Genomic DNA, 15,050 nt, shown 5'->3' with positions numbered 1-15,050 from the left:
GCCACTATGAACTCGTCATCGATACGTCTTAAAATCTTGTTGCCTTTCCGGGTATTCGCCGAGCACGAGGACGTCACTCGGATCGTTGCCGAGACCTATCAGGGTTCGTTCGGTATACTGCCGAACCGCCTGGATTGCGCGGCAGCCTTGGCTCCGGGCATTTTAACCTATGAAACGGCGGCGGCTGACGAGGTTTATCTGGCCATCGATCAAGGCGTTCTGGTCAAGACCGGAACCGAGGTGCTGGTCTCGGTGCGTAACGCAATCAGTGGTATCGAACTGGATCGATTACGCGAAGCTGTGGAGCGCGAATTTTTGGAATTCGACGAACACGAAAAAAGCGTCCGGTCGGTCATGGCTAAACTCGAAAGCGGTTTTGTCCGGCGCTTTATGGAGTATCATCGTGGCTGAGCATAACGATAAAAAAAAGCGACCTGACGACTCGCCGTTGAGCCGTCAAGTCGGTGCGAAAGCAGAACGCAAACTCGAAGCCCAACGGCAAGTGAATAAGACGATCTGGTTCGGCTTCGGTTGGTTCGGATTGATCGGCTGGTCGGTCGCGGTGCCGGCATTGCTGGGAATATTTTTAGGCTTGTGGCTGGATGACCGGTATCCGGGGCCTCATTCCTGGACCTTGATGTTATTGATTGGCGGGCTGATGTTGGGGTGTTGGAACGCCTGGCGCTGGGTATCCAACGAAGATATCCGAATCCATAAAAAGCAGGATAAACATGATGACTGAAAATCTGATGTTGGCACTGGCTTTCGGAGCCGGCACCTTGCTGGGAATGTTTTTTTTCGGAGGACTTTGGTGGACCGTACAAAAAGGTCTTCAGTCAAAACGTCCCGGGTTCTGGTTTTTCAGCAGTATACTTCTTCGAACCGGAGTCACGCTGACCGGGTTTTATTGGCTGGCCGCCGATCATTGGCAACGGCTTTTGGTTTGTCTATTGGGATTTATCGTTGCCCGTTTTATCGTGATTAGATTGACCCGTTTCAAACCGGCAGAGGAATAAACGCATGCGCTTGAGCTCCGATCAAATCATTTTTTGGCAATACGATTTCATCAAACTCAACGGCACAATCGTGACGACTTGGGTCATCATGTTGATATTGGTTGTCGGCGCGATACTGATCACCCGAAATCTAACGAACGATATCGAACACAAACGCTGGCAGAGTATTTTAGAAGTCATCGTCATCACACTGAATCAACAAATCGAGGAAGTCGGCCTGAAGCGGCCGGAAAAATATCTCGGGTTTCTGGGGACATTATTTTTGTTTATTGTCACCGCCAATCTGTTTGCGATTTTCCCCGGCTATGAGCCGCCGACCGGTTCATTGTCGACTACGGCTGCGTTGGCCATCGCTGTATTTGTCGCGGTGCCTTTTTACGGTATTGCCAAACAAGGCTTAGGTGGATACTTGAAGTCCTACCTGAAGCCGACGCTAATTATGTTGCCGTTCAATATCATCGGTGAATTATCCCGCACCTTGGCATTGGCCGTGCGTCTGTTCGGCAATATGATGAGCGGTACGATGATTGTCGCAATATTATTGGTTGTGACGCCCTTGTTTTTTCCGATTATCATGAATGCATTAGGTCTACTGACCGGCATCGTACAAGCCTATATTTTTACGATACTGGCGACGGTTTATATCGCCGCGGCCACGCGCGGTCATGATTGATGATATGCGGGGGTAAGCGTGAAGGGCACGCATCGCATACCATTTACGGGGCAAATTAGCCGGGATACTTTTGCAAAAGTCACGCTAGGCTTACCTTAAAAATCGACTATTAAAAATTAGAGGTGTCATTATGGATATTACCGCTTTCATTGCCGTTGCATCGATCGTCACTGCCGGGATCACGATCGGCTTGGGCAGTATCGGTCCGGCGCTCGGCGAAGGGCGAGCTCTTGCATCGGCACTGACTGCATTGGCCCAACAGCCCGACGCCGCGGCGACGATCACGCGAACGCTGTTTGTCGGTTTGGCTATGGTCGAATCGACTGCGATTTATTGCTTTGTCGTGTCGATGATTCTGATCTTCGCCAATCCTTTTTGGAATTATGCCTTAGCCCAAGTAGCAGGATAAATGTCATGCTAATCGACTGGTTCACCGTCTTCGCGCAACTGGTCAATTTTCTGATTTTGATGGCCTTGTTGAAACGTTTTCTTTACAAGCCCATCATGCAGGCACTGAAAGACCGCGAAGCCAAAATAGCGAGGCAATTGGAGGAAGCCCGTGAAATCAAGGCTGCTGCCGAACGAGAACGCATCGAGTATGTCGAAAAAATCGAACGTTTCGAGCGGCAACGAGAAGGCATTTTGAAACAAGCGCATGATGATGCGGCTTATGAGCGCGACAAGTTGATTAAAGCGGCAAGAACTGAATCCAATGAGCTTCGTTCCGCCTGGCAGCAAGCGCTAAAAAACGAGCAAAGCCGCCTACACCGGGAACTCATGCGAACTACCCGGGAGGAAGTTTTTGCCATCAGCCGCAAAACGCTTGCCGATTTGGCTTCCGTGAGCCTGGAGCAGCGTATTTGCGAAGTCTTCCTACAAGGCCTGCACACGCTCGACGACTCCGAAAAAAATCGCCTTAGCGATGCAATCCAAGCGTTATCGAGTCCTATCCAGGTCCGTAGCGTTTTCGCTCTGATGCCGGAACAGCAAAGCGCGATCAAACAAGCCGTCAACGACGTATTCTCGGTGAATGCCGAGATTGAATTCGATGTCGATGCCGATCAAATCAGCGGCATCGAACTGAGTTCGAACGGTCAGAAACTATCCTGGAACATCGCAGATTATCTGCAAGAGTTTGAGAACAGTATAGGCCGGACACTAACGGCTAAAACCGTATCTCAGACCAATTCCGGAACCGATGCTCATGTCATCTGAACAACTAGCAAGCATTCTGAAAAGCGCTTTTGAGGATATCAAACAGGCTCGTGAAACCTTTAGCCCGCAAATGACCTTGCAAGAGGTGGGCACGGTCACAACCGTGTCTACCGGCATCGCCAAAGTGTCCGGTTTGCCGGGCGTGGGTTTTGAAGAGTTGGTCAGATTTCCGAACGATTTATACGGCATCGCCTTCAATGTCGAAGAGGATGAGACCGGCGTCGTGCTGCTCGGCGATTATTGGCATTTACAGGCGGGCGATGAAGTCGAACGCACTGGCCGGGTGATGGACGTGCCGGTGGGCACAGGACTCATTGGACGCGTGATCGACCCGCTAGGTCATGCCATGGACGGAAAAGGACCGCTCGATTTTAGCGAGCGCCGTCCCATAGAGCGCGAAGCGCCTGCGATCATGGACCGGTCTCCGGTGACCGTTCCGCTGCAAACCGGCATTAAAGTCATCGACGCCTTGATCCCGATCGGCCGAGGTCAGCGCGAACTGATCCTGGGCGATCGGCAAATCGGCAAAACCTCCATTGCGATCAACACGATACTTAATCAGCGCGATCAAAATGTCCTATGTATTTATTGCGCGATCGGCCAACGGGCTTCGGCCGTGTCTCAAGTGATCGCCACCTTACAGGAAAAAGGCGCGATGGATTATACGCTGGTCGTGGTCACGGGCGGCCACCGCCCATCCGGTCTAGCCTATATCGCGCCTTATGCGGCGACCAGCATAGCCGAATATTTCATGGAACAAGGCCGTGACGTTCTGATCGTCTATGACGACTTAACCAATCATGCCCGCGCTTACCGCGAGCTGTCATTACTATTGCGCCGACCGCCGGGACGCGAAGCTTTCCCCGGCGATATTTTTTATATTCATTCCCGATTATTGGAGCGCGCGACACATTTGCATGAGGATCTCGGCGGCGGCTCATTGACCGCGCTGCCGATCATCGAAACCGAAGCTCAGAATCTGGCCGCCTATATTCCGACCAATCTGATCTCGATTACCGACGGCCAGATTTATTTGTCGCCGGCCTTGTTCGAATTAGGCGTGTTGCCGGCCATCGATGTGGGCAAGTCGGTATCGCGGGTGGGCGGCAAGGCACAGCGCCCCGCCTACCGTTCGGTTGCGGGCGACCTGAAGCTGGCTTATGCGCAATTCGAAGAATTGGAAACTTTTGCCCGTTTCGGCACCCGTCTTGATGAACATACCCGCAAGACGATCGAACACGGTCGCCGTATCCGCACCTGCCTTAAACAGCCGGAATTCGAAACGTTTTCGGTAGCCGAACAAATAGCGGTTTTACTGGCATTGACAGAAGGATTGTTCGATACCGTACCGCTGGACCGAATGCCCGAGGCGGAGCTCGCGGTTCGCGATGCATCACGGGAGCTGCCCGAAGCGCTACGACAAAAACTGTTGTCGGACGAATCATTAAGCGATTCGAACCGCTTCGCTATCGTCGAACTCGCCGGCAAGGTACTGGCGCCGATGCAAAAATGACCGATACACCGAACGAATTGCGCCGTAAAATCGAAGGCGCGGGCGATTTAAAAGGTGTCGTTCGGACCATGAAAGCGCTGGCCGCTTCCAGCATCGTTCAATACGAAGAAGCCGTACGTTCATTGGAGGATTACGCCCGCACCGTCGAACTGGCATTGACGGCGAGTCTCACGCCGATGGGGGTAGGCGCCTATGGCGAAACCGCGCGGCACAAAGCTGCGGACCGGATCGGCGTGATCGTTTTAGGCACCGATCAAGGCTTGGTCGGACAATTCAATGATGTGTTGGTTGAATTCGCGACCAAGCGATTACAAGAATTGGCGGGCGAGCAAATCATCTGGACCGTTGGCGAACGCATTCACGGGCATCTGCTCGACTCGGGATTAACGGTAAGCGGAGTGTTTGCGACGCCCAATTCGGTGGCTGCCATTACACCGCTGATCGGCCAACTGTTGATCGAAACCGAAACCCGGCAACTGAGCCATGAAAGTTCGCTTTATCTTTTCCATAACCGGCCCAAGTCGGAGGTCGGAGCAGTCTATGAGCCGGTCTGTCTGCGTTTGTTGCCACTGGATTCCGCGTGGCGGCTCAAGTTTGTCAAGGCGGCTTGGCCAACCGATAATCTACCGGAGACTGTCGGCGATTACGATGGGACGCTGAGAGCCCTGATCCGGGAGTATCTCTTTGTTTCGATGTACAGAGCTTGCGCCGAGTCGCTCGCCGGCGAAAACGCCAGTCGTCTGGCGGCGATGCAGCGGGCCGAAAAGAATATCGACGAACTGTTGGATGAACTCAGCCGAACCTTCAATCAGACACGCCAGCGAAGTATCGACGAGGAATTGTTCGATGTCATTTCCGGTTATGAATCGATGTCTAAAAAAGCCGATTCGGGCAAACGGTAAGATACGAATAACATACCCTGTCAAAAACTTGCCTATTAATCAATACTACAAAATGATACGTGTTCTCTCCGGAGGAGCATTTTCGACATGAGTCTTTCCGATGTTTCCCGCGCCTTGGCTCAACCCGTGCGTTACCGGGTCTTGGCCCGTTATCTGTCACGCATCGGACTGGTCATCATCCTATTGAGGTTAATCCCGATCTTGGTCTCCGGGATAAACGGCGAATGGCTATTCACGATACATCAGTTGCTGGCCTTGGCCGTACTTTCCGCGATCTGTCTGCCTTTGGCCCGGTTACGTCCGCCCGAAGACATCAAGCGCAATGAAGTGATGGTCATTTCGGCGCTGTCTTTCGTCCTGGCCGCGGCACTGGAGGCGATTCCTTTCGTCGGCGCCGGTCTGAGCGGCATCGACGCCTTTTTCGAAGCGGTATCGGGCGTCACGACGACCGGCTTGAGCACGATGACAGGATTACAGGAACATTCGACCGGTGTTCTGTTCGCGCGCTCCTGGATGCAATGGTATGGCGGACTGGGTGTCGTGGCCTTTTCGGTTGCGTTGTTATTTTTGGATAGAGGCATTGCCTCCCGCCGTTTGGCGATGGGCGAAATCAACGATAGTCGCGATTTTTTGGGCAATGCACACAGTCATTCGATCAATTTACTGATCATTTATTGTGCGCTGACGCTGTTTGCAATCGGTGTGTTATTGATAGCCGGCGCCTCGCCGTTGAGCGCCGTCACGCATGCTTTGAGCGGCGTATCGACCGGCGGTTTCTCGATTTACGACTCCAGCCTCGCCGCGATAGACGCCTGGCCGGTCCAGTTTTTAATGATGTTGTGCGGTGTGGCGGGAGCTGTTTCGTTGCCTTTTTATTATCGTCTCTCTCGAACCGGTATCAAAGAATTGTCATGCAATCCGGAAGTTCTGGCATTGCCGGTAATATCGATTACGATAATAGGCTTGTTGTTTTTGTGTTTGGATTCGAGCAGCGCCGATGTCTTATCCAGACTGAAAATAGCCGTGATCATGGGGCTCTCGGCGCAAACGACGACCGGATTCGCGAATGCCGATGTTGCATCATTGGATGATACCGCTAAACTGAGCCTTATTTTTTCAATGCTGGTCGGCGGCTCGATCGGTTCGACCGCGGGCGGTATCAAGATTCTCAGATTCTTGATCGTACTGCGCTTGCTTCAGTTTTTTATCGAGCGCACGGCGCTGCCGGCTCATGCCGTATTGGAGCGGGAATTGGGCGACGATAAGCTGGAATCGGATGAGATCGAAAGAGTCTTGCTGCTGATTTTGATATTCATCGGCACGGTGTTATGTTCGTGGCTGCCGTTTCTGATGGCGGGTTACGATCCGATGGATGCCTTGTTTGAAGTGGTCTCGGCGTGTTCGACGACAGGCTTGTCGACCGGCATTACCGGAAGAGGTCTGGAACCGTGGCTGAAAGCGGTTTTAATAGCCGACATGTTACTGGGGCGGGTTGAATTCATCGCTTTTTTAGTGTTCCTTTATCCTCGAACCTGGATCAAAATTAGGAGTTGAACTTGAAAGTCGTATTTATCGGCGCGTCGTCGTTGGCGACCGCAACGGCCGAACGTTTATTGAAGGAAGGTCACGAAGTCATTATCATCGATAATGACAAGACCGTGATCGATGAATTGATGGAACGCCTCGATTGCGTTTTCATACATGGTAACGGCAGCAAACCGGCGATTCTGAAGGAAACCGATCCGACATCGATCGATGTACTGTTTTGCTTGACCAAGAGCGATGAAGCCAACATCATTGCGAGCCTGGTGGCGCGTTCGCTCGGTGTTAAACGCGTCATTACCCGAATTGAAGATCATGAATTCGAACATATCTGCGTCGAGCTGGGTCTGAACGACACGATCGTTCCGACGCTGACCAATGCCCGCTATTTGGCGAATATCGCCGCGGGCAGGAATATTCTGGAACTATCCGCAGCGATCCGCGGCAATGTCAGGCTGTTCAGTTTTATTGCCGACGAAGCCGAGGAAGGCCCTGTCGACGACCTCGACTTACCGAAGCACACACGAGCGATCTTTTTTTACCGGGATAATAGTTACCATACCGCCGATCACGATACCGAACTCAAAAAAGGCGATGAAGTCGTGCTGGTAACAACGTCCGGCGAATATGAGCAATTACATGACAAATGGTCAAACGGCAAGGCGAGGTAGGCTGTGGTTGCCGGTTCGCTTTTCGGTTATAGTGGCTTTTTAGTTTAAATCGACAGCACCAAAAAACCCTAGCTATTCGTCACCGCCGGTTACCGCTTCCTGTTAAATAGAGTAACCGGCTTCCAGCATTCGGCGATCGACCATCGCCTTATTTCCGAGGAGGACAAAAATGAAATTAGCGAAACCGCTTTCACTCTTGATGATATTGGCCGCATTGAGCTCGGCCGCAGGCGCGACGGAACCAACAACCGAATCCGGCGAACAGCGCAAGGCGCATCATGTCGTGATCATCTGGTTGAAACAACATGGCGATGAAAACGCGCGGCAAAAATACATCGAAGGCACCAAACGCCTGGCCAAGCTGCCCGGAGTGCTTGCCTACAACATCGGCACGCCGACCGCCGTCAAGCGCAAGCACGCCAGTCACTCGCTAGACGATTCCTACGATATCGCGATCTCTAGCACCTTCGAGAACCAGCACGCGCTGGAAAATTATTTGAATCACCCGGTCCATGATCAAGTCCTCAAAGAAGTCTTGAAACCCCTGGTCGAAAAATACAAGGCTTACGATTTCATCGAATGACCATGAGCCACGATTAGTGGCGGAGTTCAAATTTAGGAACAAGCATAAATATACCGGCTACTCACTTAACGCGGGACAGTTTAAGGTTAATCCGTTCGTGGTGAGCCCTTCGGCTGCGCTCAGGAGAGCCCTGTCGAACCATGGGCGGATTAACCGTCCACCCTTCGACAGGCTCAGGGCGAACGGTTAATCCTTAGTGAATTATTCCGCCTTAAGTGGGAAGCCAGTACACCTTATCGAGCGCTAGATTGTCCCATCGCCCGGCAAATCTATTGTTGATTGAGCGTTAGCGGCTTCGATAGTCGCGACGTAGGCGTCGCTCCCCGCACCTAATGCTGTTACCCAAGCTCTCCAGCTTGGGTAAGCTGTTCAAGAAGTTCTAGCTTCCCGACGATCAAGAAAGATCGAACGAGCCGGAGTTGATTGAGGTTGTGTCGGTCTCGGGAAGCTGGAGCTTGGGAAAGAGCAGGATGCGGGTTGGCTGTTTTTTCTTCGTTCTTACCGCTCCAGGGTGGGAATGCATACCGATCTTGCCTCGGCAACCAAGGTATGGGTTTCCACGGAGGACCGTGGGAACCAGAAAAAGTCAACAGCATTGAGATCGCCTCTCACCCTGTTCACCCTATGCCGTCTGGTGAAACATGCCGCGCGGCGCGTTGTCGAATAGCGCATTGCATTCGGCCTCCAACAACCCGCCGACGACACGGCTTTTTCGAAACGGTGTTTTTTCGGCGACTTCCTCGGCGCGGATTTCGATCTGCCACCACCCTCGGCTTTGCAAATACGGAATCGACGTGCCGTAATAAACCGTACCAATTCCCGCCCATTCGATTGCGCTTTGGCACATCGGACACGGTTCGGCCGTCGTGTAAAGATCGAATTCGCTCCAGTCGCCCGCAGGATATGCCTCGGCACAGCGGTTGATCGCATCGATTTCGCCATGCCAAGTCGGATTCAGCGACGACCGGTTATGGCCTTCGGCGACGATCTCGCCGGCTGTACGTCGCACGATCACTGCCCCGAAAGGAAACTCGGGAACCAGCAAAGCCAGTTCGATCGCCCGGCGCATATAATCTTCATGAGTCATTTACATACCTCGTACACTTGCTATTCGTAGCGGTAAGCAACACCACCGGAACGTTTCGACCAGATTTCAAGTCAAGCTAAACATGCGGGACGGGTAGTATGTGTCACTATTCACTACTACCTGCTTACTGTTCACTATTCTCCTCCCGGTGCCCTGAACCCAATGGCGATTCCAGCTTGACGATATCCCTTTTCCATAGCCCATTCGACGAGAAACAAGTCCAACCCCATTTCAGCCAGTTCAATAATGCAATTGCAAGCCAAAGCGACCAGGCCAGCATCAGCAATCGGTAGACTATTAGCGGCACCGAAACGACAGTTGCGGTCGGCAGTAACTCGGCGCTTCTGTCCTGATACCAATTCAGGCGGTAGGCGCTCGATTGGTTTCCGGTAATCTGCATGTCCGGCGTGCCCAGGAGTCCCTGTTCGACGGCCCAGAATAACAACATCAACGACAGTAACGTCAAAAGCCCGAGACCGATTTGCCCGGTATTGAAGGTTTTGGTCGATTGCGCTGGCCGATCTTTGCGAAGCCCCAATGCGATAAGCCAGAGCACAACGATCAGTGCCGAAAGCACCGGTATCTGGCTCAACCCGATCAACAGCAACAGCCAGTGACGGCTTTTGAGCGGCGTCAACGTGATTTTCCCCAAGCCGAACGACAAAATTACGATCACGACCAGCACGCCCCAGATCAACACCGCCGGTCCGAAACGCGGTCCCATGGTCATGAGAACCCAACGGTCCTCGCCTAATGTGAGATGCAGATTACTGTTGACGCTCGGCAAGGCCAGATCGACTTGCGGCGACTCGAGCACGCTCGACATCGGCACCGACTCCTGCCAATTCAAGACGATTTGCTGTTTGCCCGGGTCGATCGGCAACACGACTTCGCGGTCTTTTTGCCGAACCGGACGAGATTGACCGTTGATTGTGACTGCTTCCAGTACGGCCTGTTCGGGGAGTCGAATCGTATGTTGCACGGCGAGCGAGCTATCCAAAGCAAGCTCCAATTGCGCATTACGGCTGCGGCTTCCGGGAGTCAACTTCAAGCGACTGCTCTCAATCGTCAGTGTTTGGCCTGATGCAGGTTCGGGGCGGCTTACCGTCAACACGACCTGCTCATCGGGCCAAGGCCGCCATTCGGGCAACCAATAGCCGCGCTTGTCCTGATGCATCATCGCGATGCCTGCCGTTTCGATATGCCAAACCGGACTGACATCGGCGCGCCAGATTTCAATCCATTGATCGGTTGCCGAGGCGGTCAATTCGATACGATCCGATTTTTTAAGCACCGACTCCCAGTGCATGACGTTTTGCGTAGCGGTCATATTGACCAAGGCGCTGCCCTTTTCGACACGCACGCCGCCGGTAATCACCGACTCCCCGTTAAGTAGCGGCACGGCCAAGACGATTGAAGACCCGGGGGGCGAGACTCTGACGATGCGGGTCTCGACACGCCAATCCAAGCCTAATTGTAAAGTCCGTTCAATTCTGACGAACGGCGGCAAGATGCCCGGATCGAATGCGGCTTTTTCCGTTACGGCTTCGGTTTGCGCTATTCGGGAAAACTGGAGTTGATCGTCGGTCAAGCCGTTTTCATGAATGCCGAAAACCTGCCAATCGCTGACCGACAATTCGGCACGCTTCGGTTTCAATGGCAACGGTACGGTAAACTTTGCCAATGGAGGTGCTGCGCCTTTCATCACGACACGATGCAAACCGGCTTCGAGAGCGAGCCATAATCCATTATTGAAACTGTACAGCGCTTTTGCCGGTTCTCCGTCAATGCTGACCGTGTTCGGATACCAATGCTCGTAGTGTCCAGGTATGGGCACCGCGACCTTGTCCCGGGCGTGTATTTCCAAATCGATCGTCAATTCCTTGTCGGAAATCGTAAGTCTCATCAGCGAAATACCGGCGCAATTCGGCACGCAATCGGGCGCTTTCCGGAGCCGGTTTTTCAATTCGTCCAGTAATACAGGGTCGGGAAACGCCGCTTGCACCGGGGCGCTTGGCATCATCAATAGCGGTAGACCCATTAGTATTAACAAACTTGCTGTCGAACGATTGAATTTGAAGTGTTTCGGCAGACGCTCGAGCATCGCGATCGCCAAGAGCGCAATCAAGCCGACGCTCAGAAAATTCAGCAGCATTGTCACGAACGGCGGCAGATACCATAAGCTGATTTGCTGTTCGGGAGCTACCGATCCGTTCCAGCTCAAATTGATTTTCTGCCATTGCCATTGCGGCAAACCGGGGCCGGTTTGGATTTTTGCATTCGGATCGGTGCGTTCGGACAGCCGCTTTTGCTGTGCGGCCGAAGGCACGGCTTGCGCGACGATGCCGGCGGCACTTCGTGCCTTTTTACGCACCGCATCCAGCGACGGGGCTTCCATCATCATCAATTCATCGGCCGTTTCAGGCATTGCGCCGGCAACGGGACGCTCGTAACGAGGACCTTGAATCGTCTGCCACGGCTTTTCCAATTGCGGATAAAGGCCAATGCGTACTTGATCGACCATGAACGGTATCGCAATCAGTACCAACACAGCCCAGGCGACATTGCGGTAAGCGCCGATCACGCTTCGTAACCGGCCTTCCGGCAAGACTTTCAATAAGGCCGCCGCCGCCAATATATTAAGCCATACCCATTGCGGTGCGCCAGGTTCATGCCAGATTAATATCAAGGTTAGTAAAGTCAATGCGGACCTATAAACATCCCATAGCCGCAGTGCAGCAAGTGAGGCGATCAGCACTAAAAACAAATCGAGTAAGGTCCAACGCGATAACCACGAATCCGGCACATTATCGACACCGCCGGCGGCAAGTAAGCGCCAGCCCGGGGGCAAGTTCAACTCAGCGCGAACCTGATGAAAGGATTGCGCCCAACCGACTGCGTTTAAAGTTCCTGGCGAGCCGGGGATTCGGCTATCGGCATCCAATCGAATCGCGCCTTTTCTGACTTCGACGCCTCGGCTTTGTCCGTCGGGCGTGCGCGTGATCAATTGATTCGCACCGTCCAGGCCAACGCGCCCGAGTTCGATGCCGGGCAATGTATTGAGTCGCCATCCTTGCGACAGGGTTCCGGTGATTTTATCGTTGACGGTATACCCCTTACCATCGAAATCGAGCCACAGGGTTCGGGTTAAATTCAGGTTGTTCGGTTCGCCGTCCGGGTCTCCGCGGCGAATGGTTTTCAAGACCAGGCTTTCACCCTGCTTGATCTCGTAAGCGGGGAGTCGCTTCCACTGCTCGGGCAAATTGGTTTGACTCGGATCGATTGCGGCAGGACGCTCGATTTCAACGACACGCAAAGACGGCCGGGCATCGAAGACCCAGAGTTCGGATTTCGGCCAATCTTCCGGCTGATCGGATAAAGGTATCGTGTTGAGAGCCTCGGTGCTGCGCGACAGGATGTCAAGCTGCCAACGTCCGGGGCGGACTTGTACCAATAATTGACCGTCCGGTTCCAATCGTGCCGGCAAGGCGCTGTCGATACGTAATGGCAGAAAGCCTTCCAGCATCGGATAAGCCAACTTGATTTCGCGTTGTTCGCCCGATACATTCAATTCCAAACGCGAGAGCACCTGCATCGGTATGTCGTCGATCAGTTGCCGAAATACCTGAATCTCCAAGCTATTGCGGACATCGGGTTTTACGGGGCTGTCGTCGGTTCTGGTAAGCCACAATTGGCCTCGTTTCAGGTTGGGTCGATCGATAAATTGGCCGTTGATGCTTAGAGTGATGAGGCCTGTGTCCTGCGGGACCGTCAAGTTTTCGGGTAATTTATCCCAAGCAAAAGCGCCCTCAATCGTGTAAGTGCCGGGTTCGAGAAAAACGCTTGGACGTCCTTTTTTTTCCGTAACTAAGAGCGGCTTGCCGTTAGCCGTTACATTGAGCGGCCATTGCTTGTCATGGCCGGGTAAGCCGACCCAGCTTTCCCGGTATACTTTCCAAACGATCGTAAAGCGGCCTTCGGTGCTGTTAAGCGCTAAGTCCAATCGCGATGGCCAGGCGCAACGCTTTTGTTCGAAGCTGTTATAGAGAAACGGACAGCCTCGCTCGGTATCGTCGAGTAGGACCCAGTCGATCCATGGCTTGAGCGGTTCGGGAACGTTTTCAGGTTTGAGCGACTCGGCCCAGCAGGGCAAGGTAAGCCATAATAGAGGCAATAATAAACACCGAACGTTGAGCATGATCTGAACTCCTGTCGATAAGGGCGAGGGAAGCATTTGCTAAAGTATGCGTTAGTCTCGTAAACACTGCGTATCTTTTGCAAAGCTTTTATATTCCGAACGCTTTGTATTCATATGGCTCATGAGGGCCGACCAGCATCGTAGCGCACGCAATCCGCGCCTTTTCAAAACTTCTATAACAGGTCCACAACAAATGGTGCGCGATGCGCACCCTACACTAACTCTTGCTGTAAGCGTGTATAGATGCCGCCGAAACTGCCGTTGCTCATCAATACGAAGTGACCGCCGTAACGGGATTCCAATTTGAGCTTGGCGATGATTTCGTCGAGCGTTTGATAGATTTCGATATTGCCGGCGTAATTTTTTAGACTGCTTAAGTCCCAGCCCAGGTTTTCAGGCTGGAATAGAATGGCTTGATCGGCTTCAACCAGCGATTTAGCTAGCGATTCGGTATGAATGCCCATGCGCATCGTATTCGAGCGAGGCTCGACGATCGCGATGATGCGCTCCGAACCGACTTGTTTGCGCAAACCTTCCAGGGTCGTCTTGATCGCGGTCGGATGATGCGCAAAGTCATCGTAAATCGTTATGCCGTCGATTTTGGCCAAGACTTCCATGCGCCGTTTGACATTTTTGAACTCGCCTAATGCTGCAATCGCATCCTTAGGCATAATGCCGATATGGCGTGCCGCCGCAATGGCTGAAAGCGCATTGCCGACATTGTGATTGCCGGTCAAAGTCCAGAGCACCTCGCCCTGCTCCGTTCCTGCATAACTAACCTTGAATCGAGTGCCGTCCGGATTGATCAATTCGGCATTCCAGGCCGACCGGCCTTCGATCGAAGTCTTTTCGACCGGCGTCCAGCAGCCCATGCCTAACACATCGCTTATATGCTCATCGGATTCGGGTGCGACCACGAGACCTTCACTAGGCACGGTTCTGAGCAAATAATGAAATTGTTTCTTGATCGCATCGAGGTCCGGAAAAATGTCGGCGTGATCGTATTCGAGATTGTTCAGGATCGCGGTTCTCGGGCGGTAATGAACGAACTTCGAGCGCTTGTCGAAAAATGCACAATCATATTCGTCGGCTTCGATCACGAAGAACGACGATTCGCCGAGCCGGGCGGAAATGCCGAAGTTGAGCGGAATTCCGCCGATCAGAAAGCCCGGTTTGAAGCCTTGATATTCCAATATCCAGCTCAACATACTGGTTGTCGTCGTTTTTCCATGCGTGCCGGCGACACCGAGTACCCAGCGTTCGGCCAAGACGTGTTCGGCGAGCCATTGCGGGCCGGAAACGTATTTCAAACCGCGGTTTAGAACCGCCTCAACTTCCGGATTACCGCGAGACAGCGCATTGCCGATCACGACCAGGTCGGGTTTACAATCGAGATTTTCCGGCCGGTAACCCCTCATTAATTCGATGCCTTGCTGTTCGAGCTGAGTACTCATCGGCGGATAGACATTCTGATCGGAACCTGTGACTTTATAGCCCATTTCGCGCGCGATCAGCGCCAGTCCACCCATGAAGGTTCCGCAAATGCCCAGTATGTGTATATGCAAAGTCTTATCCTTTTACGAAAACAATATAATGTCCGGTACAATCATAGCCGTAGCGATTCTTTTTGCAACCTTATAAGAAAAACCA

General features: G+C 52.8%; 14 protein-coding genes. 11 read left to right on the top strand and 3 right to left on the bottom strand.

What is annotated here, in order from left to right; all coding sequences use genetic code 11:
• The first annotated feature begins 6 nt into the window (after positions 1 to 6).
• From ACINK7_RS21790 to ACINK7_RS21740, 11 genes are all read left to right on the top strand, one after another.
• Positions 7 to 411 carry a F0F1 ATP synthase subunit epsilon gene (locus ACINK7_RS21790; protein WP_404358663.1) on the top strand — a complete coding sequence of 135 codons (405 nt, stop codon included), beginning with the start codon at positions 7 to 9 and terminating at the stop codon, positions 409 to 411.
• Positions 404 to 742, top strand: coding sequence for an AtpZ/AtpI family protein (locus ACINK7_RS21785; protein WP_404358661.1), 339 nt, complete (start codon positions 404 to 406; stop codon positions 740 to 742). The genes ACINK7_RS21790 and ACINK7_RS21785 overlap by 8 nt, the downstream gene beginning before the upstream one ends.
• On the top strand, positions 732 to 1,016 hold the full coding sequence (locus ACINK7_RS21780; protein WP_404358659.1) for an ATP synthase subunit I: 285 nt from the start codon (positions 732 to 734) through the stop codon (positions 1,014 to 1,016). The genes ACINK7_RS21785 and ACINK7_RS21780 overlap by 11 nt, the downstream gene beginning before the upstream one ends.
• A 4-nt stretch (positions 1,017 to 1,020) precedes the next feature.
• The gene (locus ACINK7_RS21775; protein ID WP_404358657.1) at positions 1,021 to 1,689 is read left to right on the top strand and encodes a F0F1 ATP synthase subunit A; all 669 of its coding nucleotides are present in this window, start codon (positions 1,021 to 1,023) and stop codon (positions 1,687 to 1,689) included.
• A gap of 130 nt (positions 1,690 to 1,819) precedes the next feature.
• Positions 1,820 to 2,098, top strand: coding sequence for a F0F1 ATP synthase subunit C (locus ACINK7_RS21770; protein ID WP_404358656.1), 279 nt, complete (start codon positions 1,820 to 1,822; stop codon positions 2,096 to 2,098).
• 5 nt (positions 2,099 to 2,103) lie between these two features.
• Positions 2,104 to 2,904 carry a F0F1 ATP synthase subunit B gene (locus tag ACINK7_RS21765; protein WP_404358655.1) on the top strand — a complete coding sequence of 267 codons (801 nt, stop codon included), beginning with the start codon at positions 2,104 to 2,106 and terminating at the stop codon, positions 2,902 to 2,904.
• On the top strand, positions 2,894 to 4,417 hold the full coding sequence (locus ACINK7_RS21760; RefSeq protein ID WP_404358653.1) for an alternate F1F0 ATPase, F1 subunit alpha: 1,524 nt from the start codon (positions 2,894 to 2,896) through the stop codon (positions 4,415 to 4,417). The genes ACINK7_RS21765 and ACINK7_RS21760 overlap by 11 nt, the downstream gene beginning before the upstream one ends.
• Positions 4,414 to 5,319, top strand: a complete 906-nt coding sequence (locus ACINK7_RS21755) for a F0F1 ATP synthase subunit gamma (RefSeq protein ID WP_404358652.1) — start codon at positions 4,414 to 4,416, stop codon at positions 5,317 to 5,319. Before ACINK7_RS21760 ends, ACINK7_RS21755 begins: the two co-directional genes overlap by 4 nt.
• An 87-nt stretch (positions 5,320 to 5,406) precedes the next feature.
• On the top strand, positions 5,407 to 6,873 hold the full coding sequence (locus tag ACINK7_RS21750; RefSeq protein ID WP_404358650.1) for a TrkH family potassium uptake protein: 1,467 nt from the start codon (positions 5,407 to 5,409) through the stop codon (positions 6,871 to 6,873).
• A 2-nt stretch (positions 6,874 to 6,875) separates the two neighbouring features.
• Positions 6,876 to 7,532, top strand: coding sequence for a potassium channel family protein (locus ACINK7_RS21745; RefSeq protein WP_404358648.1), 657 nt, complete (start codon positions 6,876 to 6,878; stop codon positions 7,530 to 7,532).
• A 169-nt stretch (positions 7,533 to 7,701) separates the two neighbouring features.
• Positions 7,702 to 8,115 (top strand): Dabb family protein, encoded by a 414-nt coding sequence (locus tag ACINK7_RS21740; RefSeq protein ID WP_404358647.1) that lies wholly within the window; start codon positions 7,702 to 7,704, stop codon positions 8,113 to 8,115.
• A gap of 622 nt (positions 8,116 to 8,737) precedes the next feature.
• On the opposite strand, the gene ACINK7_RS21735 is transcribed toward ACINK7_RS21740, so the two are convergent.
• The 3 genes from ACINK7_RS21735 to mpl form a co-directional block, all read right to left on the bottom strand.
• Positions 8,738 to 9,202 carry a nucleoside deaminase gene (locus ACINK7_RS21735; RefSeq protein ID WP_404358645.1) on the bottom strand — a complete coding sequence of 155 codons (465 nt, stop codon included), beginning with the start codon at positions 9,200 to 9,202 and terminating at the stop codon, positions 8,738 to 8,740.
• Between the two features lie 124 nt (positions 9,203 to 9,326).
• On the bottom strand, positions 9,327 to 13,400 hold the full coding sequence (locus ACINK7_RS21730) for a hypothetical protein (protein WP_404358643.1): 4,074 nt from the start codon (positions 13,398 to 13,400) through the stop codon (positions 9,327 to 9,329).
• A 212-nt stretch (positions 13,401 to 13,612) separates the two neighbouring features.
• A complete protein-coding gene (mpl, locus tag ACINK7_RS21725) occupies positions 13,613 to 14,965 on the bottom strand; it encodes a UDP-N-acetylmuramate:L-alanyl-gamma-D-glutamyl-meso-diaminopimelate ligase (protein WP_404358641.1) in 1,353 nt (450 codons plus the stop codon).
• Positions 14,966 to 15,050: the final 85 nt, after the last annotated feature.

The organism is Methylotuvimicrobium sp. KM1, assembly GCF_044788715.1.
Lineage (GTDB): Bacteria > Pseudomonadota > Gammaproteobacteria > Methylococcales > Methylomonadaceae > Methylotuvimicrobium.
Note: the sequence above shows the minus strand (reverse complement) of the source record. Positions and strands in the feature narration are given on the sequence as shown.

Coding starts and splice junctions, on each gene's coding strand:
- ACINK7_RS21790 (WP_404358663.1), top strand. CDS start 7: ATGAACTCGTCATCGATACGTCTTAAAATCTTGTTGCCTTTCCGGGTA.
- ACINK7_RS21780 (WP_404358659.1), top strand. CDS start 732: ATGATGACTGAAAATCTGATGTTGGCACTGGCTTTCGGAGCCGGCACC.
- ACINK7_RS21775 (WP_404358657.1), top strand. CDS start 1,021: ATGCGCTTGAGCTCCGATCAAATCATTTTTTGGCAATACGATTTCATC.
- ACINK7_RS21770 (WP_404358656.1), top strand. CDS start 1,820: ATGGATATTACCGCTTTCATTGCCGTTGCATCGATCGTCACTGCCGGG.
- ACINK7_RS21765 (WP_404358655.1), top strand. CDS start 2,104: ATGCTAATCGACTGGTTCACCGTCTTCGCGCAACTGGTCAATTTTCTG.
- ACINK7_RS21760 (WP_404358653.1), top strand. CDS start 2,894: ATGTCATCTGAACAACTAGCAAGCATTCTGAAAAGCGCTTTTGAGGAT.
- ACINK7_RS21755 (WP_404358652.1), top strand. CDS start 4,414: ATGACCGATACACCGAACGAATTGCGCCGTAAAATCGAAGGCGCGGGC.
- ACINK7_RS21750 (WP_404358650.1), top strand. CDS start 5,407: ATGAGTCTTTCCGATGTTTCCCGCGCCTTGGCTCAACCCGTGCGTTAC.
- ACINK7_RS21740 (WP_404358647.1), top strand. CDS start 7,702: ATGAAATTAGCGAAACCGCTTTCACTCTTGATGATATTGGCCGCATTG.
- ACINK7_RS21735 (WP_404358645.1), bottom strand. CDS start 9,202: ATGACTCATGAAGATTATATGCGCCGGGCGATCGAACTGGCTTTGCTG.
- ACINK7_RS21730 (WP_404358643.1), bottom strand. CDS start 13,400: ATGCTCAACGTTCGGTGTTTATTATTGCCTCTATTATGGCTTACCTTG.